Raw genomic sequence first — 18,400 nt, forward strand, 5'->3', positions numbered from 1 at the left:
AGCAGTGATCGCCCTCTCCCTCGCCGAGATCGCCGAAATCGTCGGCGGGCAGGCGCACGACATACCGGATCCGGCCACCCGGATCACCGGGCCCGTCGTCATCGACTCCCGCGAGGTGCGGGCCGGCAGCCTCTTCGCGGCCTTCACCGGTGACCACGTCGACGGCCACGACTACGCGGAACGCGCCGTCGCGGCGGGTGCGGCGGCCGTCCTCGCCGCCCGCCCCGTCGGTGTCCCCGCCATCGTCGTCGACGACGTCCAGACGGCGCTCGGGGCCCTCGCCCGAGCGGTCGTCGAACGGCTCGGCACCGATGTCGTCGCCCTCACCGGCTCGGCCGGCAAGACCTCCACGAAGGACCTGATCGCCCAGGTCCTCGACCGGCACGCGCCCACCGTGTGGACGCCGGGCTCGCTCAACAACGAGATCGGTCTGCCGCTCACGGCGCTCCGCGCGAGCGACGAGACCCGGCACCTGGTCCTGGAGATGGGCGCCCGCGGCATCGGGCACATCCGCTACCTCACCGGCCTCACCCCGCCCCGCATCGGCCTCGTCCTCAACGTGGGCACCGCCCACATCGGCGAGTTCGGCGGCCGGGAGCAGATCGCCCAGGCGAAGGGCGAGCTCGTCGAGGCGCTGCCCTCGGCCGAGGAGGGTGGAGTGGCGGTCCTCAACGCCGACGACCCGCTCGTCCGGGCGATGGCGAGCCGCACCAAGGCCCGCGTGACCTTCTTCGGCGAAGCGGACGAAGCGGCCGTACGGGCCGAGAACGTCCGCCTCACAGAGTCCGGACAGCCTTCTTTCAGGCTTCACACACCCACCGGGTGCAGTGACGTGACCTTGCGCCTGTACGGTGAGCACCACGTGTCGAACGCGCTCGCAGCGGCCGCCGTCGCGCACGAGCTGGGCATGCCTGTCGAAGAGATCGCCACCGCGCTCTCCGAGGCCGGCACCCTGTCGCGCTGGCGCATGGAGGTCACCGAGCGTCCGGACGGCGTGACGATCGTCAACGACGCCTACAACGCGAATCCCGAGTCCATGCGAGCCGCCCTGCGCGCGCTCGCGGCCATGGGCAGGGCCGCACAGGCCCGAGGGGCTCGTACGTGGGCGGTGCTCGGCAAGATGGCCGAGCTCGGTGACGCATCGCTCGTCGAGCACGACGCGGTCGGGCGGCTCGCCGTCCGGCTCAACGTCAGCAAGCTCGTCGCGGTCGGGGACAGGGAAGCGTCCTGGCTGCAACTGGGCGCATATAACGAGGGTTCGTGGGGTGAGGAGTCGGTGCACGTGTCCGACGCGCAGGCGGCTGTCGACCTGTTGCGCAGTGAGCTGCGCCCGGGGGACGTCGTCCTTGTGAAGGCATCCAGGTCGGTCGGTCTCGAACAGGTCGCCCTGGCTCTCCTCGACACCGAGGGTGAGGTCACCGGCCGATGAGGCAGATCCTCTTCGCGGGGGCCATCGGGCTCTTCCTGACCCTGATCGGCACGCCGCTGCTCATCAAGCTCCTCGCCCGCAAGGGGTACGGGCAGTTCATCCGGGACGACGGCCCGCGCGGCCACGCCGGGAAGAAGGGCACGCCCACCATGGGCGGTATCTCCTTCATCCTGGCCACGCTCATCGCGTACGCCCTGGCCAAGGTCATCACCGGTGAGGACCCGACGTACTCGGGCGCCCTGGTGCTGTTCCTGATGGCCGGCATGGGCCTCGTCGGCTTCCTCGACGACTACATCAAGATCGTCAAGCAGCGTTCGCTGGGCCTGCGGGCCAAGGCGAAGATGGCCGGCCAGCTGATCGTCGGCATCGCCTTCGCCGTGCTGTCGCTGCAGTTCGCCGACCTGCGAGGGCTCACGCCCGCCTCCACGAAGCTCTCCTTCATCATGGACTTCGGCTGGGCCATCGGACCGGTGCTGTTCGTGGTCTGGGCGCTCTTCATGATTCTCGCCATGTCCAACGGCGTGAACCTGACGGACGGTCTGGACGGCCTCGCCACCGGCGCCTCGGTGATGGTCTTCGGCGCGTACACCTTCATCGGGCTCTGGCAGTTCCAGGAGTCCTGTGCGAACGCCATGACCCTGACCAACCCCAACGCCTGCTTCGAGGTGCGCGACCCGCTCGACCTCGCGGTCGTCGCCTCCGCGCTCATGGGCTCCTGCTTCGGCTTCCTGTGGTGGAACACCTCGCCCGCCAAGATCTTCATGGGTGACACCGGCTCGCTCGCCCTCGGCGGCGCCCTCGCCGGTCTCGCCATCTGCTCCCGTACGGAGCTGCTGCTGGCCCTGCTCGGCGGCCTGTTCGTGCTGATCACGATGTCCGTGGTCATCCAGGTCGGCTCGTTCAAGATGACCGGCAAGCGCGTCTTCCGGATGGCGCCACTCCAGCACCACTTCGAACTCAAGGGGTGGTCCGAAGTCCTGGTCGTCGTCCGGTTCTGGATCATCCAGGGCATGTGCGTGATCGTGGGCCTGGGCCTCTTCTACGCGGGATGGGCAGCAGAGAAGTGACAGAACAGCTCGACTGGAACGGCAAGAAGGTCACCGTCGCGGGCCTCGGGGTCTCCGGCATCCCGGCCGCCCGTGTCCTGCACGGTCTCGGCGCGCTCGTGACCGTCGTCAACGACGGCGACGACGAGCGCTCCCGGGCCCAGGCCGCGGAGCTGGAGGCGGAGGGCATCACCGTCCGCCTCGGCGACGGGGCCACTCTGCCGTCCGGCACCGAGCTGATCGTCACCACCCCTGGCTGGCGGCCCGACAAGCCGCTCTTCACGGCCGCCGCGGAGGCGGGCGTGGAGATCTGGGGCGACGTCGAACTCGCCTGGCGGCTCAGGGGGCCGGGAGCGGCCCCCTGGCTCGCGGTCACCGGCACCAACGGCAAGACCACGACCGTCCGGATGCTCGCCTCGATCCTGGAGGCGGCCGGACTGCGGACCGCCGCCGTCGGCAACATCGGGGTCTCGCTCCTCGACGCCGTCCTCGGCGAGGAGCGGTACGACGTCCTCGCCGTCGAGCTCTCCAGCTACCAGCTCCACTGGGCGCCGTCCGTCCGCGTCCACTCGGGCGCCGTGCTCAACCTGGCGCCCGACCACCTCGACTGGCACGGCTCCATGGAGGCGTACGCCGCCGACAAGGGCCGCATCTACGAGGGCAACCAGGTCGCCTGCGTCTACAACGTCGCCGACAAGGCCACCGAGGACCTCGTCCGCGAGGCCGACGTCGAGGAGGGCTGCCGGGCCATCGGCTTCACCCTCGGCACCCCCGGCCCCTCCCAACTGGGTGTCGTCGAGGGCATCCTCGTCGACCGGGCCTTCGTCGAGAACCGGCAGAAGAACGCCCAGGAACTCGCCGAGGTATCCGACGTCCAGCCGCCGGCCCCGCACAACATCGCCAACGCCCTGGCCGCGGCCGCCCTGGCCCGCGCCTTCGGCGTCGACGCCAAGGCCGTACGCGACGGGCTGAAGGCCTTCCGGCCCGACCCGCACCGCATCGAACTGGTCGAGGAGGTCCAGGGAGTCGCGTACGTCGACGACTCCAAGGCCACCAACACCCACGCCGCGGAAGCCTCGTTGGCGGCCTACGACCCGATCGTCTGGATCGCCGGTGGTCTCGCCAAGGGCGCGACCTTCGACGAGCTCGTCCAGAAGTCGGCGAAGCGCTTGCGCGGGGCCGTCCTGATCGGCGCCGACCGGGCCCTGATCCGCGAAGCCCTGGCGCGACACGCCCCGGAGGTACCGGTGGTGGACCTCGACCGGACCGACACTGGGGCGATGTCCGAGGCGGTCCGCGAGGCGGCCCGGCTCGCCCGAGCGGGGGACACGGTCCTCCTCGCCCCGGCCTGCGCCTCGATGGACATGTTCACCAACTACAACAAGCGGGGCGAGGCCTTCGCGGACGCGGTCCGCGCCCTCGCCGCCACCGGGGACGCCTGACCCGACCAGTGGGAGGGTCCGGCAGGACCGGGCACGACCGGAGGGGGCAGCGACCATGCCGAGCAAGATCGCAGGGACACGCAGGCCCTCCGCCGCACGCGGCGGAGGGCGGGCCCCCGCGACCCCGCGACGGCCGCGCGGCGGGGGCGTACGACGCCTCCACGAGCGCGCCCGGAAGGCCTGGGACCGGCCGCTCACGGCGTATTACGTGATCATCGGCGCGGGCATGCTCATCACCGCCCTCGGCCTCGTGATGGTCTACTCCGCCTCGATGATCACGGCACTCCGCTACGACCTGGTGCCCTCCTACTTCTTCCGGAAGCAGTTCTTCGCCGCGCTCCTCGGCACCGGACTGCTCCTGGTCGCCTCACGCATGCCGGTGAAGCTCCACCGGGCCCTCGCCTACCCCATCCTGGTCGGCGCCGTCTTCCTGATGGTCCTCGTGCAGATCCCCGGGATAGGGCACGCGGTCAACGGCAACCAGAACTGGATCTCCCTCGGCGGCCCCTTCCAGCTCCAGCCCAGCGAGTTCGGCAAGCTGGCGCTGATCCTGTGGGGGGCCGATCTGCTCGCCCGCAAACACGACACGCGGCTCCTGACCCAGTGGAAGCACATGCTCGTGCCCCTGGTCCCGGGCGCCTTCATGCTGCTCGGACTGATCATGCTCGGCGGCGACATGGGCACCTCGATCATCCTCGCGGCGATCCTCTTCGGCCTGTTGTGGACCGCCGGAGCGCCCACCCGGCTCTTCGTCGGAGTGCTCACGGTGGCCGGCGCGATCGGCTTCCTGCTGATCAAGACGAGCTCCAACCGGATGAAGCGCTTCGACTGCATCGGCGCGACCGACCCCGGCGGCGAGGGAGCCCCCTGCCTGCAGGCCGCGCACGGAATCTATGCTCTGGCGTCGGGCGGATGGTTCGGTTCCGGACTCGGTGCGAGCGTCGAGAAATGGGGCCAACTGCCGGAGGCGCACACCGACTTCATCTTCGCGGTCACCGGTGAGGAACTGGGTCTGGCGGGGACGCTGTCGGTACTCGCCCTGTTCGCGGCTCTAGGCTATGCGGGTATCCGCGTGGCCGGAGGCACGGAGGACCCCTTCGTGAGGTTCGCCGCGGGAGGTGTGACCACCTGGATCACGGCTCAGGCCGTGATCAACATCGGTGCGGTGCTCGGTCTGCTGCCGATCGCCGGTGTCCCGCTCCCGTTGTTCTCCTACGGTGGGTCGGCCCTGCTGCCGACCATGTTCGCCGTCGGGCTCCTCATCGCCTTCGCGCGACAGGAACCCGCCGCGAAAGCGGCCCTGGCCATGCGCCGCCCCGGCTGGGGCAAGCGGGCCGGGGTGAGATGGAAGTCGATGCGACGGCGCGTCAAGAAGCGCCCGTCCGGAGAGCGGTGAATTTCGGTGCATGTCGTACTCGCCGGCGGGGGGACCGCCGGCCACATCGAGCCCGCGCTGGCCCTCGCGGACGCCCTGCGCAGGCAGGACCCCAGCGTGGGGATCACGGCGCTCGGCACGGAGAAGGGTCTGGAGACCCGGCTCGTGCCCGAGCGGGGCTACGAGTTGGCCCTCATCCCCGCCGTACCGCTGCCCCGCAAGCCCACCCCTGAGCTGATCACCGTCCCCGGGCGGCTGCGCGGCACCATCAAGGCGGCCGAGCAGATCCTGGAGCGCACCAAGGCGGACTGCGTGGTGGGCTTCGGCGGCTATGTGGCGCTGCCCGGCTATCTCGCGGCCAAGCGCCTCGGGGTGCCGATCGTGGTCCACGAGGCCAACGCCCGGCCCGGCCTCGCCAACAAGATCGGTTCGCGGTACGCGGCCGGGGTCGCCGTCGCCACCCCGGACAGCAAGCTCCGCAACGCCCGCTACATCGGCATTCCGCTGCGGCACACCATCGCGACCCTCGACCGGGCGCGGGTGCGTCCCGAGGCGCGCGCCGCGTTCGGGCTGGACCCGAACCTGCCGACGCTCCTCGTCTCCGGCGGCTCGCAGGGCGCCCGGCGGCTCAACGAGGTCGTCCAGCAGATCGCCCCGGTGCTCCAGCGCTCCGGCATCCAGATCCTGCACGCGGTCGGCCCGAAGAACGAAATGCCGCGCGTCGACAACATGCCCGGAATGCCGCCCTACGTGCCGGTACCGTACGTGGACCGGATGGATCTCGCGTACGCCGCGGCCGACATGATGCTCTGCCGCGCGGGTGCGATGACCGTCGCCGAACTCTCCGCCGTCGGGCTGCCCGCCGCGTACGTCCCGCTGCCGATCGGCAACGGCGAACAGCGGCTCAACGCCCAGCCGGTGGTCAAGGCCGGCGGTGGGCTCCTCGTCGACGACGCGGAGCTGTCGCCGCAGTGGGTGCAGGGCAACGTCCTGCCCGTACTGGCCGATCCGCACCGGTTGTACGAGATGTCCCGCGCCGCCGCCGAGTTCGGCCGCCGGGACGCCGACGACCTGCTCGTCGGCATGGTGTACGAGGCGATCGCCGCCCGCCGACAGGCGTAGCGCGGCGGCTGAGGGCAGGAGGCGCCAGGTGGCAGCCGGACCGACGACCGCCGAGAAGAGCGGCGCGAGCACGTCGAAGGGGTCGTCGGAGGGTTCGTCCCGCACGGGCGCCCGGAATCGCAAGTTCCGGGTGCCCGGCGCCAGGGTGCTCCTCATCGGCCTCGGCGTTCTCCTGCTCGTGGCCGGTGTGTTCTGGGCGCTCTACGGCTCCTCCTGGTTCCGTGTGGAACGTGTGAAGACTTCCGGTACGGGGGTCCTGACCCCGCGCGAGGTCGAGGCGGTGGCCGCCGTTCCCATGGGTGCCCCGCTAGTCACCGTCGACACCGAGGCCATCGAGGCGCGGCTCCGCGAGGGGTTCCCGCGGATCGAGTCGGTGGACGTCGTGCGGTCCTGGCCGCACGGAATCGGGCTGAAAGTGACGGAACGGAAGCCCGTCCTCCTGATGGAAAAGGGCGGAAAGTTCATCGAAGTGGACGCGACCGGACTGCGGTTCGCCACCGTCGACACCGCCCCCCTGGGTGTTCCCCGACTCGTCCTCGACAGTGCCTCCTCCCCGAGCCTGCGTCGCTTCGACGCGGACCGGCTGCTCCAGGAGGCCGTCCGCGTCCGGGGTGAACTCCCGGCGGAAATCGCCCGGAACACTCGTGTCGTGCGCGTCACCTCGTACGACTCCGTCACTCTGGAGCTGACGAGGGGGCGCACCGTCTTCTGGGGCAGCGGCGAACACGGCTCGGTCAAGGCCCGGGTTCTCACCGCGCTCCTGAAGGCCACTCCCAAAGCGGGGCACTTCGATGTAAGTGCCCCCACGGCGCCCGCCTCGTCCGGGAGTTGACGGGTATCACCCCTGGCCAGCACCCTGGTTGGCCAGCGCTACGGGTGATCACATAGGGTGAAAAGAAAAACGGGAGGTTCGGCGTGTTCGTTGAACGTGCGCCACTTGTCGACTTAGTGTCCTGTTCGGAAGAGTCCAGCGAACAGAGACACTGGTAACCCTAAACTTCAACGTTAGGGTTCGGGTCGGCGTTTCGGACCGTCCCAATCGGCATCCGTCGGAGCGGCGCGACCAACCGCGCAGCGACGACACGTAACTCGAGGCGAGAGGCCTTCGACGTGGCAGCACCGCAGAACTACCTCGCAGTCATCAAGGTCATCGGTGTCGGCGGCGGTGGTGTCAATGCCATCAACCGAATGATCGAGGTCGGTCTCAAGGGCGTCGAGTTCATCGCGATCAACACCGACGCGCAAGCGCTGTTGATGAGCGACGCCGACGTCAAGCTCGACGTCGGCCGTGAACTCACCCGCGGCCTCGGGGCCGGGGCGAACCCGGCCGTCGGTCGCAAGGCGGCAGAGGACCACCGTGAGGAGATCGAGGAGGTCCTCAAGGGGGCCGACATGGTCTTCGTCACCGCCGGAGAAGGCGGCGGCACCGGCACCGGCGGCGCACCCGTCGTCGCCAACATCGCGCGCTCGCTCGGCGCCCTGACGATCGGTGTGGTCACCCGGCCGTTCACCTTCGAGGGTCGCCGTCGGGCCAACCAGGCGGAGGACGGCATCGCCGAACTCCGCGAAGAGGTCGACACCCTCATCGTCATCCCCAACGACCGGCTCCTGTCGATCTCGGACCGCCAGGTCTCCGTGCTCGACGCCTTCAAGTCGGCCGACCAGGTGCTGCTGAGCGGTGTCCAGGGCATCACCGACCTCATCACCACCCCGGGTCTGATCAACCTCGACTTCGCCGACGTCAAGTCGGTCATGTCCGAGGCCGGTTCGGCCCTGATGGGCATCGGCTCCGCCCGCGGCGACGACCGCGCGGTGGCGGCGGCGGAGATGGCGATCTCCTCGCCGCTCCTGGAAGCCTCCATCGACGGCGCCCGCGGCGTGCTGCTCTCCATCTCCGGCGGCAGCGACCTCGGTCTCTTCGAGATCAACGAGGCCGCGCAGCTGGTGAGCGAGGCGGCCCACCCCGAGGCCAACATCATCTTCGGCGCCGTCATCGACGACGCCCTCGGCGACGAGGTCCGGGTCACCGTCATCGCGGCAGGCTTCGACGGCGGCCAGCCGCCGGCCCGCCGGGACAACATCATCGGATCGGTCTCCGCCAAGCGCGAGGAGCCGGCCCCGGCGCCCCGCCACGTCGAGACCTCCCGCCCGCTGGGCGGCCTCGGCACGGTCGCCCCGCGCGAGGAGCCGGTCCAGGTTCCGGTCGAGCCCGCCCCGGCGGTCAACGAGACCCCGCTGTCGTCCGCGCCTCCGGTGGTCCCGCCGGCCCGTCCGTACGCGGACAGCCAGGCCGAAGAGCTGGACGTCCCGGACTTCCTGAAGTGATAGGACAGCGCTTCGACGCGAACGGCGCGCACTTCGCCTTCACCGACAGGTGGGGCGGGGTGAGCGCCGTTCCGTACGAGGAGCTCAACCTCGGCGGCGCGGTGGGGGACGACCCCCGAGCCGTACTGACCAACCGGGCGCTCGCCGCCGGCGCCCTCGGGCTCGACCCGGCGCGGGTGGTCTGGATGAACCAGGTCCACGGCGCGGACGTCGCCGAGGTCGACGGTCCGTGGGCCACCGACGCGATTCCGTCGGTGGACGCGCTCGTCACCTCCCGGCCGGGAGTCGGACTCGCGGTCCTCACCGCGGACTGCGTCCCGGTCCTCCTCGCGGATCCGGTCGCCGGGGTCGCGGCCGCCGCCCACGCGGGGCGTCCCGGGATGGTCGCCGGAGTCGTTCCCGCCGCCGTCGCGGCCATGATCGATCTCGGTGCCGACCCCGCCCGTATCGTCGCCCGCACCGGCCCCGCCGTCTGCGGGCGTTGCTACGAGGTTCCGGAAGCCATGCGTGCCGAGGTCGCGGAGACCGAACCCGCCGCCTGGGCCGAGACGAGCTGGGGCACCCCGGCCGTCGACGTGACCGCGGGAGTCCTGGCCCAGCTCGAACGGCTCGGCGTCACCGACCGGCAGGCCAGTACGGTCTGCACCCGGGAATCCGGTGACCACTACTCGTACCGCCGCGATCGCACCACGGGTCGACTCGCGGGATATGTCTGGTTGGACGCTGTATCCACCCCGGGGGCGACCCCCGGACCCCCGGCAGGAAAGAACTGATGACGGACCGCACGTCGGAACTCGCCGAGAATCTGGCCCGGGTGGAGGCGCGCATCGACGCCGCCTGCGCCGCGGCCGGGCGCGCGCGGGAAGAGGTGACGCTCATCGTGGTCACCAAGACCTACCCCGCGAGCGACGTGAGAATCCTCCACGGGCTCGGTGTTCGGAACGTCGCCGAGAACCGGGACCAGGACGCCGCACCCAAGGCGGCGGCCTGTGCCGACCTTGATCTGACCTGGCACTTCGTGGGTCAGTTGCAGACCAACAAGGTCAGATCTGTGGTGGGTTATGCCGATGTGGTGCAGTCTGTCGACCGCTTGAAGCTCGTTTCCTCTCTCTCCACGGCCGCGGAGAAGGAGGGCCGCGAGCTCGGCTGCCTCCTCCAGGTCGCGCTCGACGCCGAGTCCGGTGAGCGGGGCGACCGCGGCGGCGTCGCGCCGGACGGCATCGAGGAGTTGGCGGCCGCGGTGGACGCGGCCCCCGGGCTGAGGCTCGACGGACTCATGACCGTCGCCCCGCTCTCCGGTCCGTTCGCGGGACGGCAACGCGCGGCTTTCGACCGGTTGATGGATTTTTCGACTGCCCTGCGCGCGACCCGTCCGGCTGCGAACATGGTGTCAGCAGGGATGAGTGCGGACCTCGAGGAGGCCGTCGCGGCCGGGGCGACACACGTACGCGTCGGTACGGCGGTACTCGGAGTCCGCCCGAAGCTCGGGTAACGTCGCGAAGCAAGTCGGACCACAGCAGAAAATATGGTCATTCCGCAGAACGGCGGGATGGCCCGTGGATCGCGGGCACTTGGTGACGCTGCGACATTTGGCCAGTATGGCGATCCACCACAGAGCGGAGGACTCAGAGAATGGCCGGCGCGATGCGCAAGATGGCGGTCTACCTCGGCCTCGTGGAGGACGATGGGTACGACGGCCGGGGCTTCGACCCCGACGACGACTTCGAACCCGAGCTGGAGCCGGAGCCCGAGCGCGACCGGCGCCACACCCCTCCGCGGCAGATCGAGCGTGAGGAACCGGTGCGAGTGGTGCAGCCTCCGGCCCCCCGTGAACCGATGCCCCATTCTGTCCCGGTACTCGCCGAAAGCGGACGTCCGGCCCGAATTGCCCCCGTGGCATCCATCACACCCGAACGCCCGAGCATGGAGAAGAACGCACCGGTGATCATGCCCAAGGTCGTGTCCGAGCGGGAGCCCTACCGCATCACCACGCTGCACCCCCGGACCTACAACGAAGCCCGTACCATCGGGGAACACTTCCGTGAGGGCACCCCGGTGATCATGAATCTCACGGAGATGGACGACACGGACGCGAAGCGACTTGTCGACTTTGCCGCCGGACTCGTCTTCGGGCTCCATGGCAGCATTGAGCGCGTGACGCAGAAGGTGTTCCTGTTGTCGCCTGCTAACGTCGATGTCACGGCGGAGGACAAGGCCCGGATCGCAGAGGGCGGATTCTTCAACCAGAGCTGAGAACACGAGAACCGGACGGACCGGTCGCGAAGCGGCCGGAACAAGTGAGAGCACGTAAGTCAGGGGAGAGGGAAACGCGGGATGGGCGTCGCACTACAGGTGGTCTACATCGTGCTGATGTGCTTCCTCGTCCTCCTGATCGTCCGACTTGTCATGGACTACGTCTTCCAGTTCGCCCGTTCATGGCAACCCGGTAAGGCGATGGTGGTCGTCCTTGAGGCCACCTACACTGTCACCGATCCACCGCTCAAGCTTCTGCGGCGACTCATCCCGCCGCTGCGTCTCGGGGGCGTGGCACTCGACCTGTCCTTCTTCGTTCTGATGATCATTGTCTACATCCTGATCTCCATCGTGAGCAGCTTCGCGAGGTGAATGTGGACGATACGGTCTTGCCGACTGCCGACGACTACGTAGAGGTGAAGAAGAGATGCCGCTGACCCCCGAGGACGTGCGGAACAAGCAGTTCACGACCGTCCGCCTCCGAGAAGGCTATGACGAGGACGAGGTCGATGCCTTCCTCGACGAGGTCGAGGCCGAGCTGACCCGCCTGCTCCGCGAGAACGAGGACCTGCGCGCCAAGCTGGCCGCCGCGACGCGTGCCGCCGCGCAGAACCAGCAGCAGCAGGGGATGCGCAAGCCCCCGGAGCAGCAGGATCGTCCCGTCGGTCCCGGCGCGCCCGTGCCCGCCGCCATATCCGGACCGCCGGTCCAGCAGCAGCCGCCGCAGATGGGCCCGCCGCAGCTTCCGTCCGGTGCCCCGCAGCTGCCCGCCGGCCCGATGCAGGGCGGCCCCATGCAGGGCGGCCCGATGCAGGGCGGCCCGATGCAGGGCGGCCCGATGCAGGGTGGCCCGATGCAGGGCGGCCCGATGCAGGGCGGCCCCATGGGTCACCCGCAGCAGCAGATGCAGCAGCAGATGCCGCCGCAGATGCAGCAGCAGCCTGCCCAGGGTCCCGGTGGCGACAGTGCCGCGCGTGTCCTCTCGCTGGCCCAGCAGACCGCCGACCAGGCGATCGCCGAGGCCCGCTCCGAGGCCAACAAGATCGTCGGCGAGGCGCGCTCGCGTGCCGAGGGCCTGGAGCGGGACGCCCGCGCCAAGGCGGACGCTCTTGAGCGGGACGCGCAGGAGAAGCACCGCGTCGCGATGGGCTCCCTGGAGTCCGCCCGCGCCACGCTGGAGCGCAAGGTCGAGGACCTGCGCGGCTTCGAGCGCGAGTACCGCACGCGTCTGAAGTCGTACCTGGAGTCGCAGCTGCGTCAGCTGGAGACCCAGGCCGACGACTCGCTCGCCCCGCCGCGCACCCCGGCCACGGCCTCGCTGCCGCCGGCCCCGTCGATGGCCTCGGCCGGCGCCGGTGCGCCGTCCTACGGCGGCAACGGCGCGATGGGTGGTGCACCGTCCATGGGCGGCGCCCCCTCCTACGGCGGCCAGCAGCAGATGTCCCCGGCGATGACCCAGCCGATGGCTCCGGTCCGCCCGCAGGCACCGCAGCCGATGCAGCAGGCGCCGGCGCCGATGCGTGGCTTCCTGATCGACGAGGACGACAACTGACGGCGCGAGGTCGCGCGATGAGCGCGTAGCCGTCGGCAGGCTGAAGGGCCGGGCCCCCGGATTTCCGGGGGCCCGGCCCTTTGCCGTGCCCGGAACGCCACCTACCGACGCCTGGGCATTACTCCTACGCCCTGCCCGCCCTCGCGGGCCGCGCCCGCCGCCACCTCGGTGTGGGCAATCGTCCCGCTGGGGCGGGACGGGTGGGCACACGGGACGGCGCGCTCTGGCGGCGCCTCCGCCCCTTGTGCCCTGGCCCGCACCCGCTTGTGCACCGCACCTGGGGTGCGGGTCCGGGCGCGGAAGCCTGGGCCCGGCAAGGTGCGCCGTCCGTTGTGCCCACCCGTTCCGCCCCTGGGGGTCCCCCCGGACGGAGTCTGGGGGAGGAACGAATGCCCACAACGGGAGAGGCGGGGGTGGGCTCCGGCCCAGCGGGACAGTCGCCCACGACGGGGCGTGGCGGCAGGTGCGGGTGGGTTCCGCCCCTGCGGGGCGCTGGCGTGAGCCCGGCGCGAGGTGGGGGCGGTGGGGGATGGCGAAGGGCCCGGCACCGTGTCGGTGCCGGGCCCTTTTGTCTGCTGGTCAGGCCTTGCGGAGGCGGAACGTCAGGTTCAGGGACTCGTCCGTGAACGGGGTCCCGTACGTGTCGTCCGCCTCGCCCTGGGCGTGGTCCGTCGCCAGGACCTCGTCCGCGATCAGGGCCGCGTGGGCCGTCAGGGCCTCCACCGTCTCCGGGGAGTCCGCCTGCCAGCGGAGGGCGATGCGGTCCGCCACGTCCAGGCCGCTGTTCTTGCGGGCCTCCTGGATCAGGCGGATCGCGTCACGGGCCAGGCCCGCCTTGCGGAGCTCCGGGGTGATCTCCAGGTCCAGGGCGACCGTCGCGCCCGCGTCCGAGGCGACCGACCAGCCTTCCCGGGGGGTCTCCGTGATGATGACCTCCTCGGGGGTGACGGTGATGTCCTCGCCGTTCACCGAGAGGGTCGCCTCGCCGGACCGGAGCGCCAGGGACAGCGCCGCCGCGTCCGCCGCCGCGACCGCCTTCGCCACGTCCTGGACGCCCTTGCCGAAGCGCTTGCCCAGGGAGCGGAAGTTGGCCTTCGCGGTGGTGTCGACGAGGGAGCCGCCGACCTCCGACAGGGACGCCAGGGAGGAGACGTTCAGCTCCTCCGTGATCTGGGCCTGGAGCTCCGGGGAGAGGGCCGCGAAGCCCGTCGCCGCCACCAGGGCCCGGGAGAGCGGCTGGCGGGTCTTCACGCCCGACTCCGCGCGCGTCGCCCGGCCCAGCTCCACCAGGCGCCGGACCAGCAGCATCTGCTCCGAGAGCGTCTTGTCGATCGCCGTCGTGTCCGCCTCCGGCCACGTCGTCAGGTGGACCGACTCCGGGGCGTCCGGCGTCACCGGGACCACCAGGTCCTGCCAGACCCGCTCCGTGATGAAGGGGGTCAGCGGGGCCATCAGGCGCGTGATCGTCTCGACCACGTCGTGGAGGGTGCGCAGGGCCGCCTTGTCGCCCTGCCAGAAGCGGCGGCGCGAGCGGCGTACGTACCAGTTCGACAGGTCGTCGACGAACGACGAGAGCCGCTTGCCGGCCCGCTGCGTGTCGTACGACTCCATCGCCTCGGTGACGTCGGCCACCAGCGTGTGCAGCTCGGAGAGGAGCCACTTGTCGAGGACCGGGCGGTCGGCCGGGGCCGGGTCCGCCGCGCTCGGCGCCCAGCCCGAGGTACGGGCGTACAGCGCCTGGAAGGCCACCGTGTTCCAGTACGTCAGGAGGGTCTTGCGGACGACCTCCTGGATCGTGCCGTGGCCCACCCGGCGTGCCGCCCACGGCGAGCCGCCGGCCGCCATGAACCAGCGGACCGCGTCGGCGCCGTGCTGGTCCATCAGCGGGATCGGCTGGAGGGTGTTCCCCAGGTGCTTGGACATCTTGCGGCCGTCCTCGGCGAGGATGTGGCCCAGGCAGACCACGTTCTCGTAGGACGACTTGTCGAAGACCAGCGTGCCGACGGCCATGAGGGTGTAGAACCAGCCGCGCGTCTGGTCGATGGCCTCGGAGATGAACTGCGCCGGGTAGCGGGACTCGAAGAGTTCCTTGTTCTCGTACGGGTAGCCGTACTGCGCGAACGGCATCGAGCCCGAGTCGTACCAGGCGTCGATGACCTCCGGGACGCGGGTGGCCTCCAGGGAGCAGCCCTCGGCGGTGCACTCGAACGTCACCGCGTCGATGTACGGGCGGTGCGGGTCGAGCTCCGACTGGTCCGTGCCCGTCAGCTCGGTCAGCTCGGCGCGCGAGCCCACGCACGTCAGGTGGCCCTCCTCGCAGCGCCAGATCGGCAGCGGGGTGCCCCAGTAGCGGTTCCGGGAGAGCGCCCAGTCGACGTTGTTGGTGAGCCAGTCGCCGAAGCGGCCGTGCTTGACCGACTCCGGGAACCAGTTCGTCCGCTCGTTCTCCGCCAGCATGCGGTCCTTGACCGCCGTCGTGCGGATGTACCAGGACGGCTGCGCGTAGTACAGCAGCGCCGTGTGGCAGCGCCAGCAGTGCGGGTAGCTGTGCTCGTACGCGATGTGCCGGAAGAGCAGCCCGCGGGCGTCCAGGTCGGCGGTGAGCGCCTCGTCGGCCTTCTTGAAGAAGACGCCGCCGACCAGCGGCACGTCCTCCTCGAAGGTGCCGTCGGGGCGGACCGGGTTCACGACCGGCAGGCCGTACGCCTTGCAGACCTTGAGGTCGTCCTCACCGAAGGCGGGGGACTGGTGGACCAGACCCGTACCGTCCTCGGTCGTCACGTACTCGGCGTTGACGACGTAGTGCGCCGGCTCGGGGAACTCCACCAGTTCGAAGGGGCGCTGGTAGGTCCAGCGCTCCATCTCCGCGCCCGTGAAGGACTCGCCCGTGGTGACCCAGCCCTCGCCGAGCGCCTTCTCGACCAGCGGCTGGGCGACGACGACCCGCTCGTCGCCGTCGGTGGCGACGACGTAGGTGACCTCGGGGTGGGCGGCGACCGCCGTGTTGGACACCAGGGTCCACGGGGTGGTCGTCCAGACCAGGAGCGCGGCCTTGCCGGCCAGCGGGCCGGAGGTCAGCGGGAAGCGGACGTACACCGAGGGGTCGACGACCGTCTCGTAGCCCTGCGCCAGCTCGTGGTCGGAGAGGCCGGTGCCGCAGCGGGGGCACCAGGGGGCGACGCGGTGGTCCTGGACCAGCAGGTCCTTGTCGAAGATCTGCTTCAGGGACCACCAGACCGACTCGATGTACGAGGGGTCCATCGTCCGGTACGCGTCGTCCAGGTCGACCCAGTAGCCCATGCGGGTCGTCAGGTCGGCGAACGCGTCGGTGTGCCGGGTCACGGACTCGCGGCACTTGTCGTTGAACGCGGCGATGCCGTATTCCTCGATGTCCTTCTTGCCGGAGAAGCCGAGCTCCTTCTCGACGGCGAGCTCGACCGGCAGGCCGTGGCAGTCCCAGCCGGCCTTGCGGGCCACGTGGTAGCCGCGCATGGTCCGGAAGCGGGGGAAGACGTCCTTGAAGACGCGGGCCTCGATGTGGTGCGCGCCCGGCATGCCGTTGGCGGTCGGCGGGCCCTCGTAGAACACCCACTCGGGGCGTCCCTCGGACTGTTCGAGGGTCTTGGCGAAGACCTTGTTCTCGTGCCAGAAATCGAGCACGGCGTGCTCCATCGCGGGCAGGTCTACCTGGGCGGGCACCTGGCGGTACTGCGGCGGTGTCATCGAGTTCCTCCGGCGGACTGTCGTCGTTCCGTCGGAGGGACGAGAGCGCTGCTCCCGCGGTACCACCCTCCTTGGCCCCGGGCACACATGCCCTGAGCCCCCTCATTGGGGTCGCGACGCCGGGTCTAGTCGCCGCAGTGTCCTGCGGCTTTCTTCCGACGGCTCCGGGGTGATGCTTCACATCGGGCTCGCCCCCGGGCTCTCACCGTCCCCGGGTCGCTCATGGCTGCGTACGACGCTACTCGTCCCCATCCAAGCCTTTCGCTAGGCCCAGTGTACGGGGCCCGGGGCGGGGTGGCAGACCGGTTTTCCCGTGACCCGAATGGCCATACGGGGCGGTCCGGACTTGGTGTGCGGCCATGTGGGGGAGGGGCGGGAGCGATTACCCGGCGGGGAGCTGGGCACAACGGAGGCAGGCCTGCCCCGAGGGGTGCGGGGGCGGGTGGGAACGGCGGCGTGCCCCGTTGCCGCGGGCCTTGGGCCGATTTATCGTCCCAGCACGATTCGCGAGCAAGATCACAAAATGTGAAGGGGCCGCGACATGGTGGCGAAGAAGACCGCCGCGAAGAGGACCTCGGCCGCCGGTTCCACCGGTTCGGCCGAGGTCGCCAAGGACGTGGCCGGGAAGAAGACGACGGTCGCCGGGAAGCCGGTCGACCATCACACGGTCGCGAAGACCCCCCTGAAGAAGACCCCCGCCGAGAAGACCGTCGCGAAGAAGGCCGCCGTGAAGAAGACCGCTGGGAAGAAGGCGGTCGCCGGCACATCGGTCGCCGCGGAGCCGGACGCGGGGGAAACGGTCGCCCCGAAGGCCGCCGCCGGGAAGACGCCCGCCAAGAAGGCAGTGGCGAAGAAGGCGGCCGCCAAGAAGGCGCCCGCCGCGAAGAAGCAGACAGGAGCCAGGACGGTGGCAGCGAAGAAGACCGCGGGTGGCGTCACGACCGCCGGGGACGAGGCCGCCGTGCCTCCCGCCCGTACCGGCGAGCTCGCGGTGCGTCCCGGCGAGGATCCCTGGACCCCGGCCGAGGTCACCGAGGCCCGTAACGAGCTCCAGTCCGAGGTGCTGCGGCTCCGCAGCGAGCTGGCGCACTCCCAGGAGGAGCTCACCGGCCTCATGCGGGACTCGGGCGACGGCGCCGGGGACGACCAGGCCGACACCGGCACCAAGAACATCACGCGCGAGCACGAGCTGGCCCTCGCGGCCAACGCCCGGGAGATGCTGGAACAGACCGAGCACGCCCTGGAACGGCTCGACGCGGGCACGTACGGCCTCTGTGAGGTGTGCGGGAAGCCGATCGGCAAGGCGCGGATGCAGGCCTTCCCGCGGGCCACGCTCTGCGTCGAGGACAAGCAGCGACAGGAGCGGCGCGGCTGACGATCTCGGCTGCCGGTCTCGTACGCCTGTGCCGTACCCTCGGGGCACGGTCAGGCATCGAGGTCGAGGGATTCACTCACGTGGCAGAGGCGGAGCGCATCATCGGTACGCCGGATTCAGCAGGGGCCGAGGAGCCGGCCGCCTCCGACGAGACGGTGGCCGCCGACGGGTCGGCCGCGCCCGACGACGGTACGGCCGCTCCCGAGGAGCGGCCCCGGGGCAGGCGCAGGATCGTCGCCCTGTTCGTCGTGGCCGTCCTCGCCTACCTGCTCGACCTGGGCAGCAAGATGCTCGTGGTCGCCAAGCTGGAGGGCCACGAGCCGATCGAGGTGATCGGCGATCTGCTGCGCTTCGACGCCATCCGGAACCCGGGTGCGGCGTTCGGCATGGGCGAGGCCTTCACGATCATCTTCACCTGCATCGCCGCCGCCGTGATCGTCGTGATCATCCGGCTGGCGCGGAAGCTCTACAGCCTGCCCTGGGCCATCGCGCTCGGGCTGCTGCTCGGCGGTGCGCTGGGCAACCTCACCGACCGGATCTTCCGCTCGCCGGGCGTCTTCGAGGGCGCGGTCGTCGACTTCATCGCCCCCGCGCACTTCGCCGTCTTCAACCTGGCCGACTCGGCGATCGTCTGCGGCGGCATCCTCATCGTGATCCTGTCGTTCCGGGGCCTGGACCCCGACGGCACCGTCCACAAGGACTGAATCCCGGGCGGGCCGGATCTCGCCGGAAGCCTTGCCCGGACGGAGTACCTCCCG

15 protein-coding genes are annotated in these 18,400 nt (G+C 70.4%); 14 read left to right on the plus strand and 1 reads right to left on the minus strand.

Annotated elements, in window-relative coordinates; genetic code table 11:
- The first annotated feature begins 4 nt into the window (after positions 1–4).
- The 12 genes from OG259_RS30185 to OG259_RS30240 all read left to right on the plus strand — a co-directional run bounded on the left by OG259_RS30185 (position 5) and on the right by OG259_RS30240 (position 12,544).
- On the plus strand, positions 5–1,429 hold the full coding sequence (locus OG259_RS30185; RefSeq protein ID WP_328945121.1) for a UDP-N-acetylmuramoyl-tripeptide--D-alanyl-D-alanine ligase: 1,425 nt from the start codon (positions 5–7) through the stop codon (positions 1,427–1,429).
- Positions 1,426–2,496: a phospho-N-acetylmuramoyl-pentapeptide-transferase gene (mraY, locus tag OG259_RS30190; protein ID WP_266890863.1), complete on the plus strand. Its 1,071-nt coding sequence runs from the start codon at positions 1,426–1,428 to the stop codon at positions 2,494–2,496. Before OG259_RS30185 ends, mraY begins: the two co-directional genes overlap by 4 nt.
- The gene (gene murD, locus OG259_RS30195) at positions 2,478–3,917 is read left to right on the plus strand and encodes a UDP-N-acetylmuramoyl-L-alanine--D-glutamate ligase (RefSeq protein ID WP_328945122.1); all 1,440 of its coding nucleotides are present in this window, start codon (positions 2,478–2,480) and stop codon (positions 3,915–3,917) included. Before mraY ends, murD begins: the two co-directional genes overlap by 19 nt.
- Before the next feature lie 55 nt (positions 3,918–3,972).
- Positions 3,973–5,313: a putative lipid II flippase FtsW gene (gene ftsW / locus OG259_RS30200; RefSeq protein ID WP_328945123.1), complete on the plus strand. Its 1,341-nt coding sequence runs from the start codon at positions 3,973–3,975 to the stop codon at positions 5,311–5,313.
- Positions 5,314–5,319: 6 nt separating this feature from the next.
- The gene (gene murG / locus OG259_RS30205) at positions 5,320–6,414 is read left to right on the plus strand and encodes an undecaprenyldiphospho-muramoylpentapeptide beta-N-acetylglucosaminyltransferase (protein ID WP_266890857.1); all 1,095 of its coding nucleotides are present in this window, start codon (positions 5,320–5,322) and stop codon (positions 6,412–6,414) included.
- 28 nt (positions 6,415–6,442) lie between these two features.
- Positions 6,443–7,246 carry a cell division protein FtsQ/DivIB gene (locus tag OG259_RS30210; protein WP_328945124.1) on the plus strand — a complete coding sequence of 268 codons (804 nt, stop codon included), beginning with the start codon at positions 6,443–6,445 and terminating at the stop codon, positions 7,244–7,246.
- A 278-nt stretch (positions 7,247–7,524) separates the two neighbouring features.
- Positions 7,525–8,739 (plus strand): cell division protein FtsZ, encoded by a 1,215-nt coding sequence (ftsZ, locus tag OG259_RS30215; protein ID WP_328945125.1) that lies wholly within the window; start codon positions 7,525–7,527, stop codon positions 8,737–8,739.
- Positions 8,736–9,512, plus strand: a complete 777-nt coding sequence (pgeF, locus tag OG259_RS30220; RefSeq protein ID WP_328945126.1) for a peptidoglycan editing factor PgeF — start codon at positions 8,736–8,738, stop codon at positions 9,510–9,512. Before ftsZ ends, pgeF begins: the two co-directional genes overlap by 4 nt.
- Positions 9,512–10,231, plus strand: coding sequence for a YggS family pyridoxal phosphate-dependent enzyme (locus OG259_RS30225; RefSeq protein WP_328945127.1), 720 nt, complete (start codon positions 9,512–9,514; stop codon positions 10,229–10,231). The genes pgeF and OG259_RS30225 overlap by 1 nt, the downstream gene beginning before the upstream one ends.
- Positions 10,232–10,371: 140 nt before the next feature.
- Positions 10,372–10,992 carry a cell division protein SepF gene (locus OG259_RS30230; protein ID WP_266890847.1) on the plus strand — a complete coding sequence of 207 codons (621 nt, stop codon included), beginning with the start codon at positions 10,372–10,374 and terminating at the stop codon, positions 10,990–10,992.
- Positions 10,993–11,073: 81 nt separating this feature from the next.
- The gene (locus OG259_RS30235; protein WP_017238790.1) at positions 11,074–11,364 is read left to right on the plus strand and encodes a YggT family protein; all 291 of its coding nucleotides are present in this window, start codon (positions 11,074–11,076) and stop codon (positions 11,362–11,364) included.
- A gap of 55 nt (positions 11,365–11,419) precedes the next feature.
- Positions 11,420–12,544 carry a DivIVA domain-containing protein gene (locus OG259_RS30240; protein ID WP_328945128.1) on the plus strand — a complete coding sequence of 375 codons (1,125 nt, stop codon included), beginning with the start codon at positions 11,420–11,422 and terminating at the stop codon, positions 12,542–12,544.
- Positions 12,545–13,123: 579 nt separating this feature from the next.
- Here OG259_RS30240 and ileS read toward each other — a convergent pair.
- Positions 13,124–16,267, minus strand: a complete 3,144-nt coding sequence (ileS, locus tag OG259_RS30245) for an isoleucine--tRNA ligase (protein WP_328945129.1) — start codon at positions 16,265–16,267, stop codon at positions 13,124–13,126.
- A 541-nt stretch (positions 16,268–16,808) separates the two neighbouring features.
- On the opposite strand from ileS, the gene OG259_RS30250 reads away from it, so the two are divergent.
- Both OG259_RS30250 and lspA read left to right on the plus strand, forming a co-directional pair.
- The gene (locus tag OG259_RS30250; protein WP_328945130.1) at positions 16,809–17,642 is read left to right on the plus strand and encodes a TraR/DksA family transcriptional regulator; all 834 of its coding nucleotides are present in this window, start codon (positions 16,809–16,811) and stop codon (positions 17,640–17,642) included.
- A gap of 80 nt (positions 17,643–17,722) precedes the next feature.
- On the plus strand, positions 17,723–18,346 hold the full coding sequence (gene lspA / locus OG259_RS30255) for a signal peptidase II (RefSeq protein ID WP_328945131.1): 624 nt from the start codon (positions 17,723–17,725) through the stop codon (positions 18,344–18,346).
- Positions 18,347–18,400: the final 54 nt, after the last annotated feature.

It is taken from the genome of Streptomyces sp. NBC_00250 (assembly GCF_036192275.1).
In the GTDB taxonomy this organism is placed as follows: Bacteria; Actinomycetota; Actinomycetes; order Streptomycetales; family Streptomycetaceae; genus Streptomyces.

What these genes read in the sequence shown, in the direction of transcription:
- OG259_RS30225 (WP_328945127.1), top strand. Translation starts at nt 9,512, where the DNA reads ATGACGGACCGCACGTCGGAACTCGCCGAGAATCTGGCCCGGGTGGAG.
- OG259_RS30240 (WP_328945128.1), top strand. Translation starts at nt 11,420, where the DNA reads ATGCCGCTGACCCCCGAGGACGTGCGGAACAAGCAGTTCACGACCGTC.
- OG259_RS30250 (WP_328945130.1), top strand. Translation starts at nt 16,809, where the DNA reads ATGGTGGCGAAGAAGACCGCCGCGAAGAGGACCTCGGCCGCCGGTTCC.
- OG259_RS30230 (WP_266890847.1), top strand. Translation starts at nt 10,372, where the DNA reads ATGGCCGGCGCGATGCGCAAGATGGCGGTCTACCTCGGCCTCGTGGAG.
- mraY (WP_266890863.1), top strand. Translation starts at nt 1,426, where the DNA reads ATGAGGCAGATCCTCTTCGCGGGGGCCATCGGGCTCTTCCTGACCCTG.
- ftsW (WP_328945123.1), top strand. Translation starts at nt 3,973, where the DNA reads ATGCCGAGCAAGATCGCAGGGACACGCAGGCCCTCCGCCGCACGCGGC.
- ileS (WP_328945129.1), bottom strand. Translation starts at nt 16,267, where the DNA reads ATGACACCGCCGCAGTACCGCCAGGTGCCCGCCCAGGTAGACCTGCCC.
- murD (WP_328945122.1), top strand. Translation starts at nt 2,478, where the DNA reads ATGGGCAGCAGAGAAGTGACAGAACAGCTCGACTGGAACGGCAAGAAG.
- OG259_RS30235 (WP_017238790.1), top strand. Translation starts at nt 11,074, where the DNA reads ATGGGCGTCGCACTACAGGTGGTCTACATCGTGCTGATGTGCTTCCTC.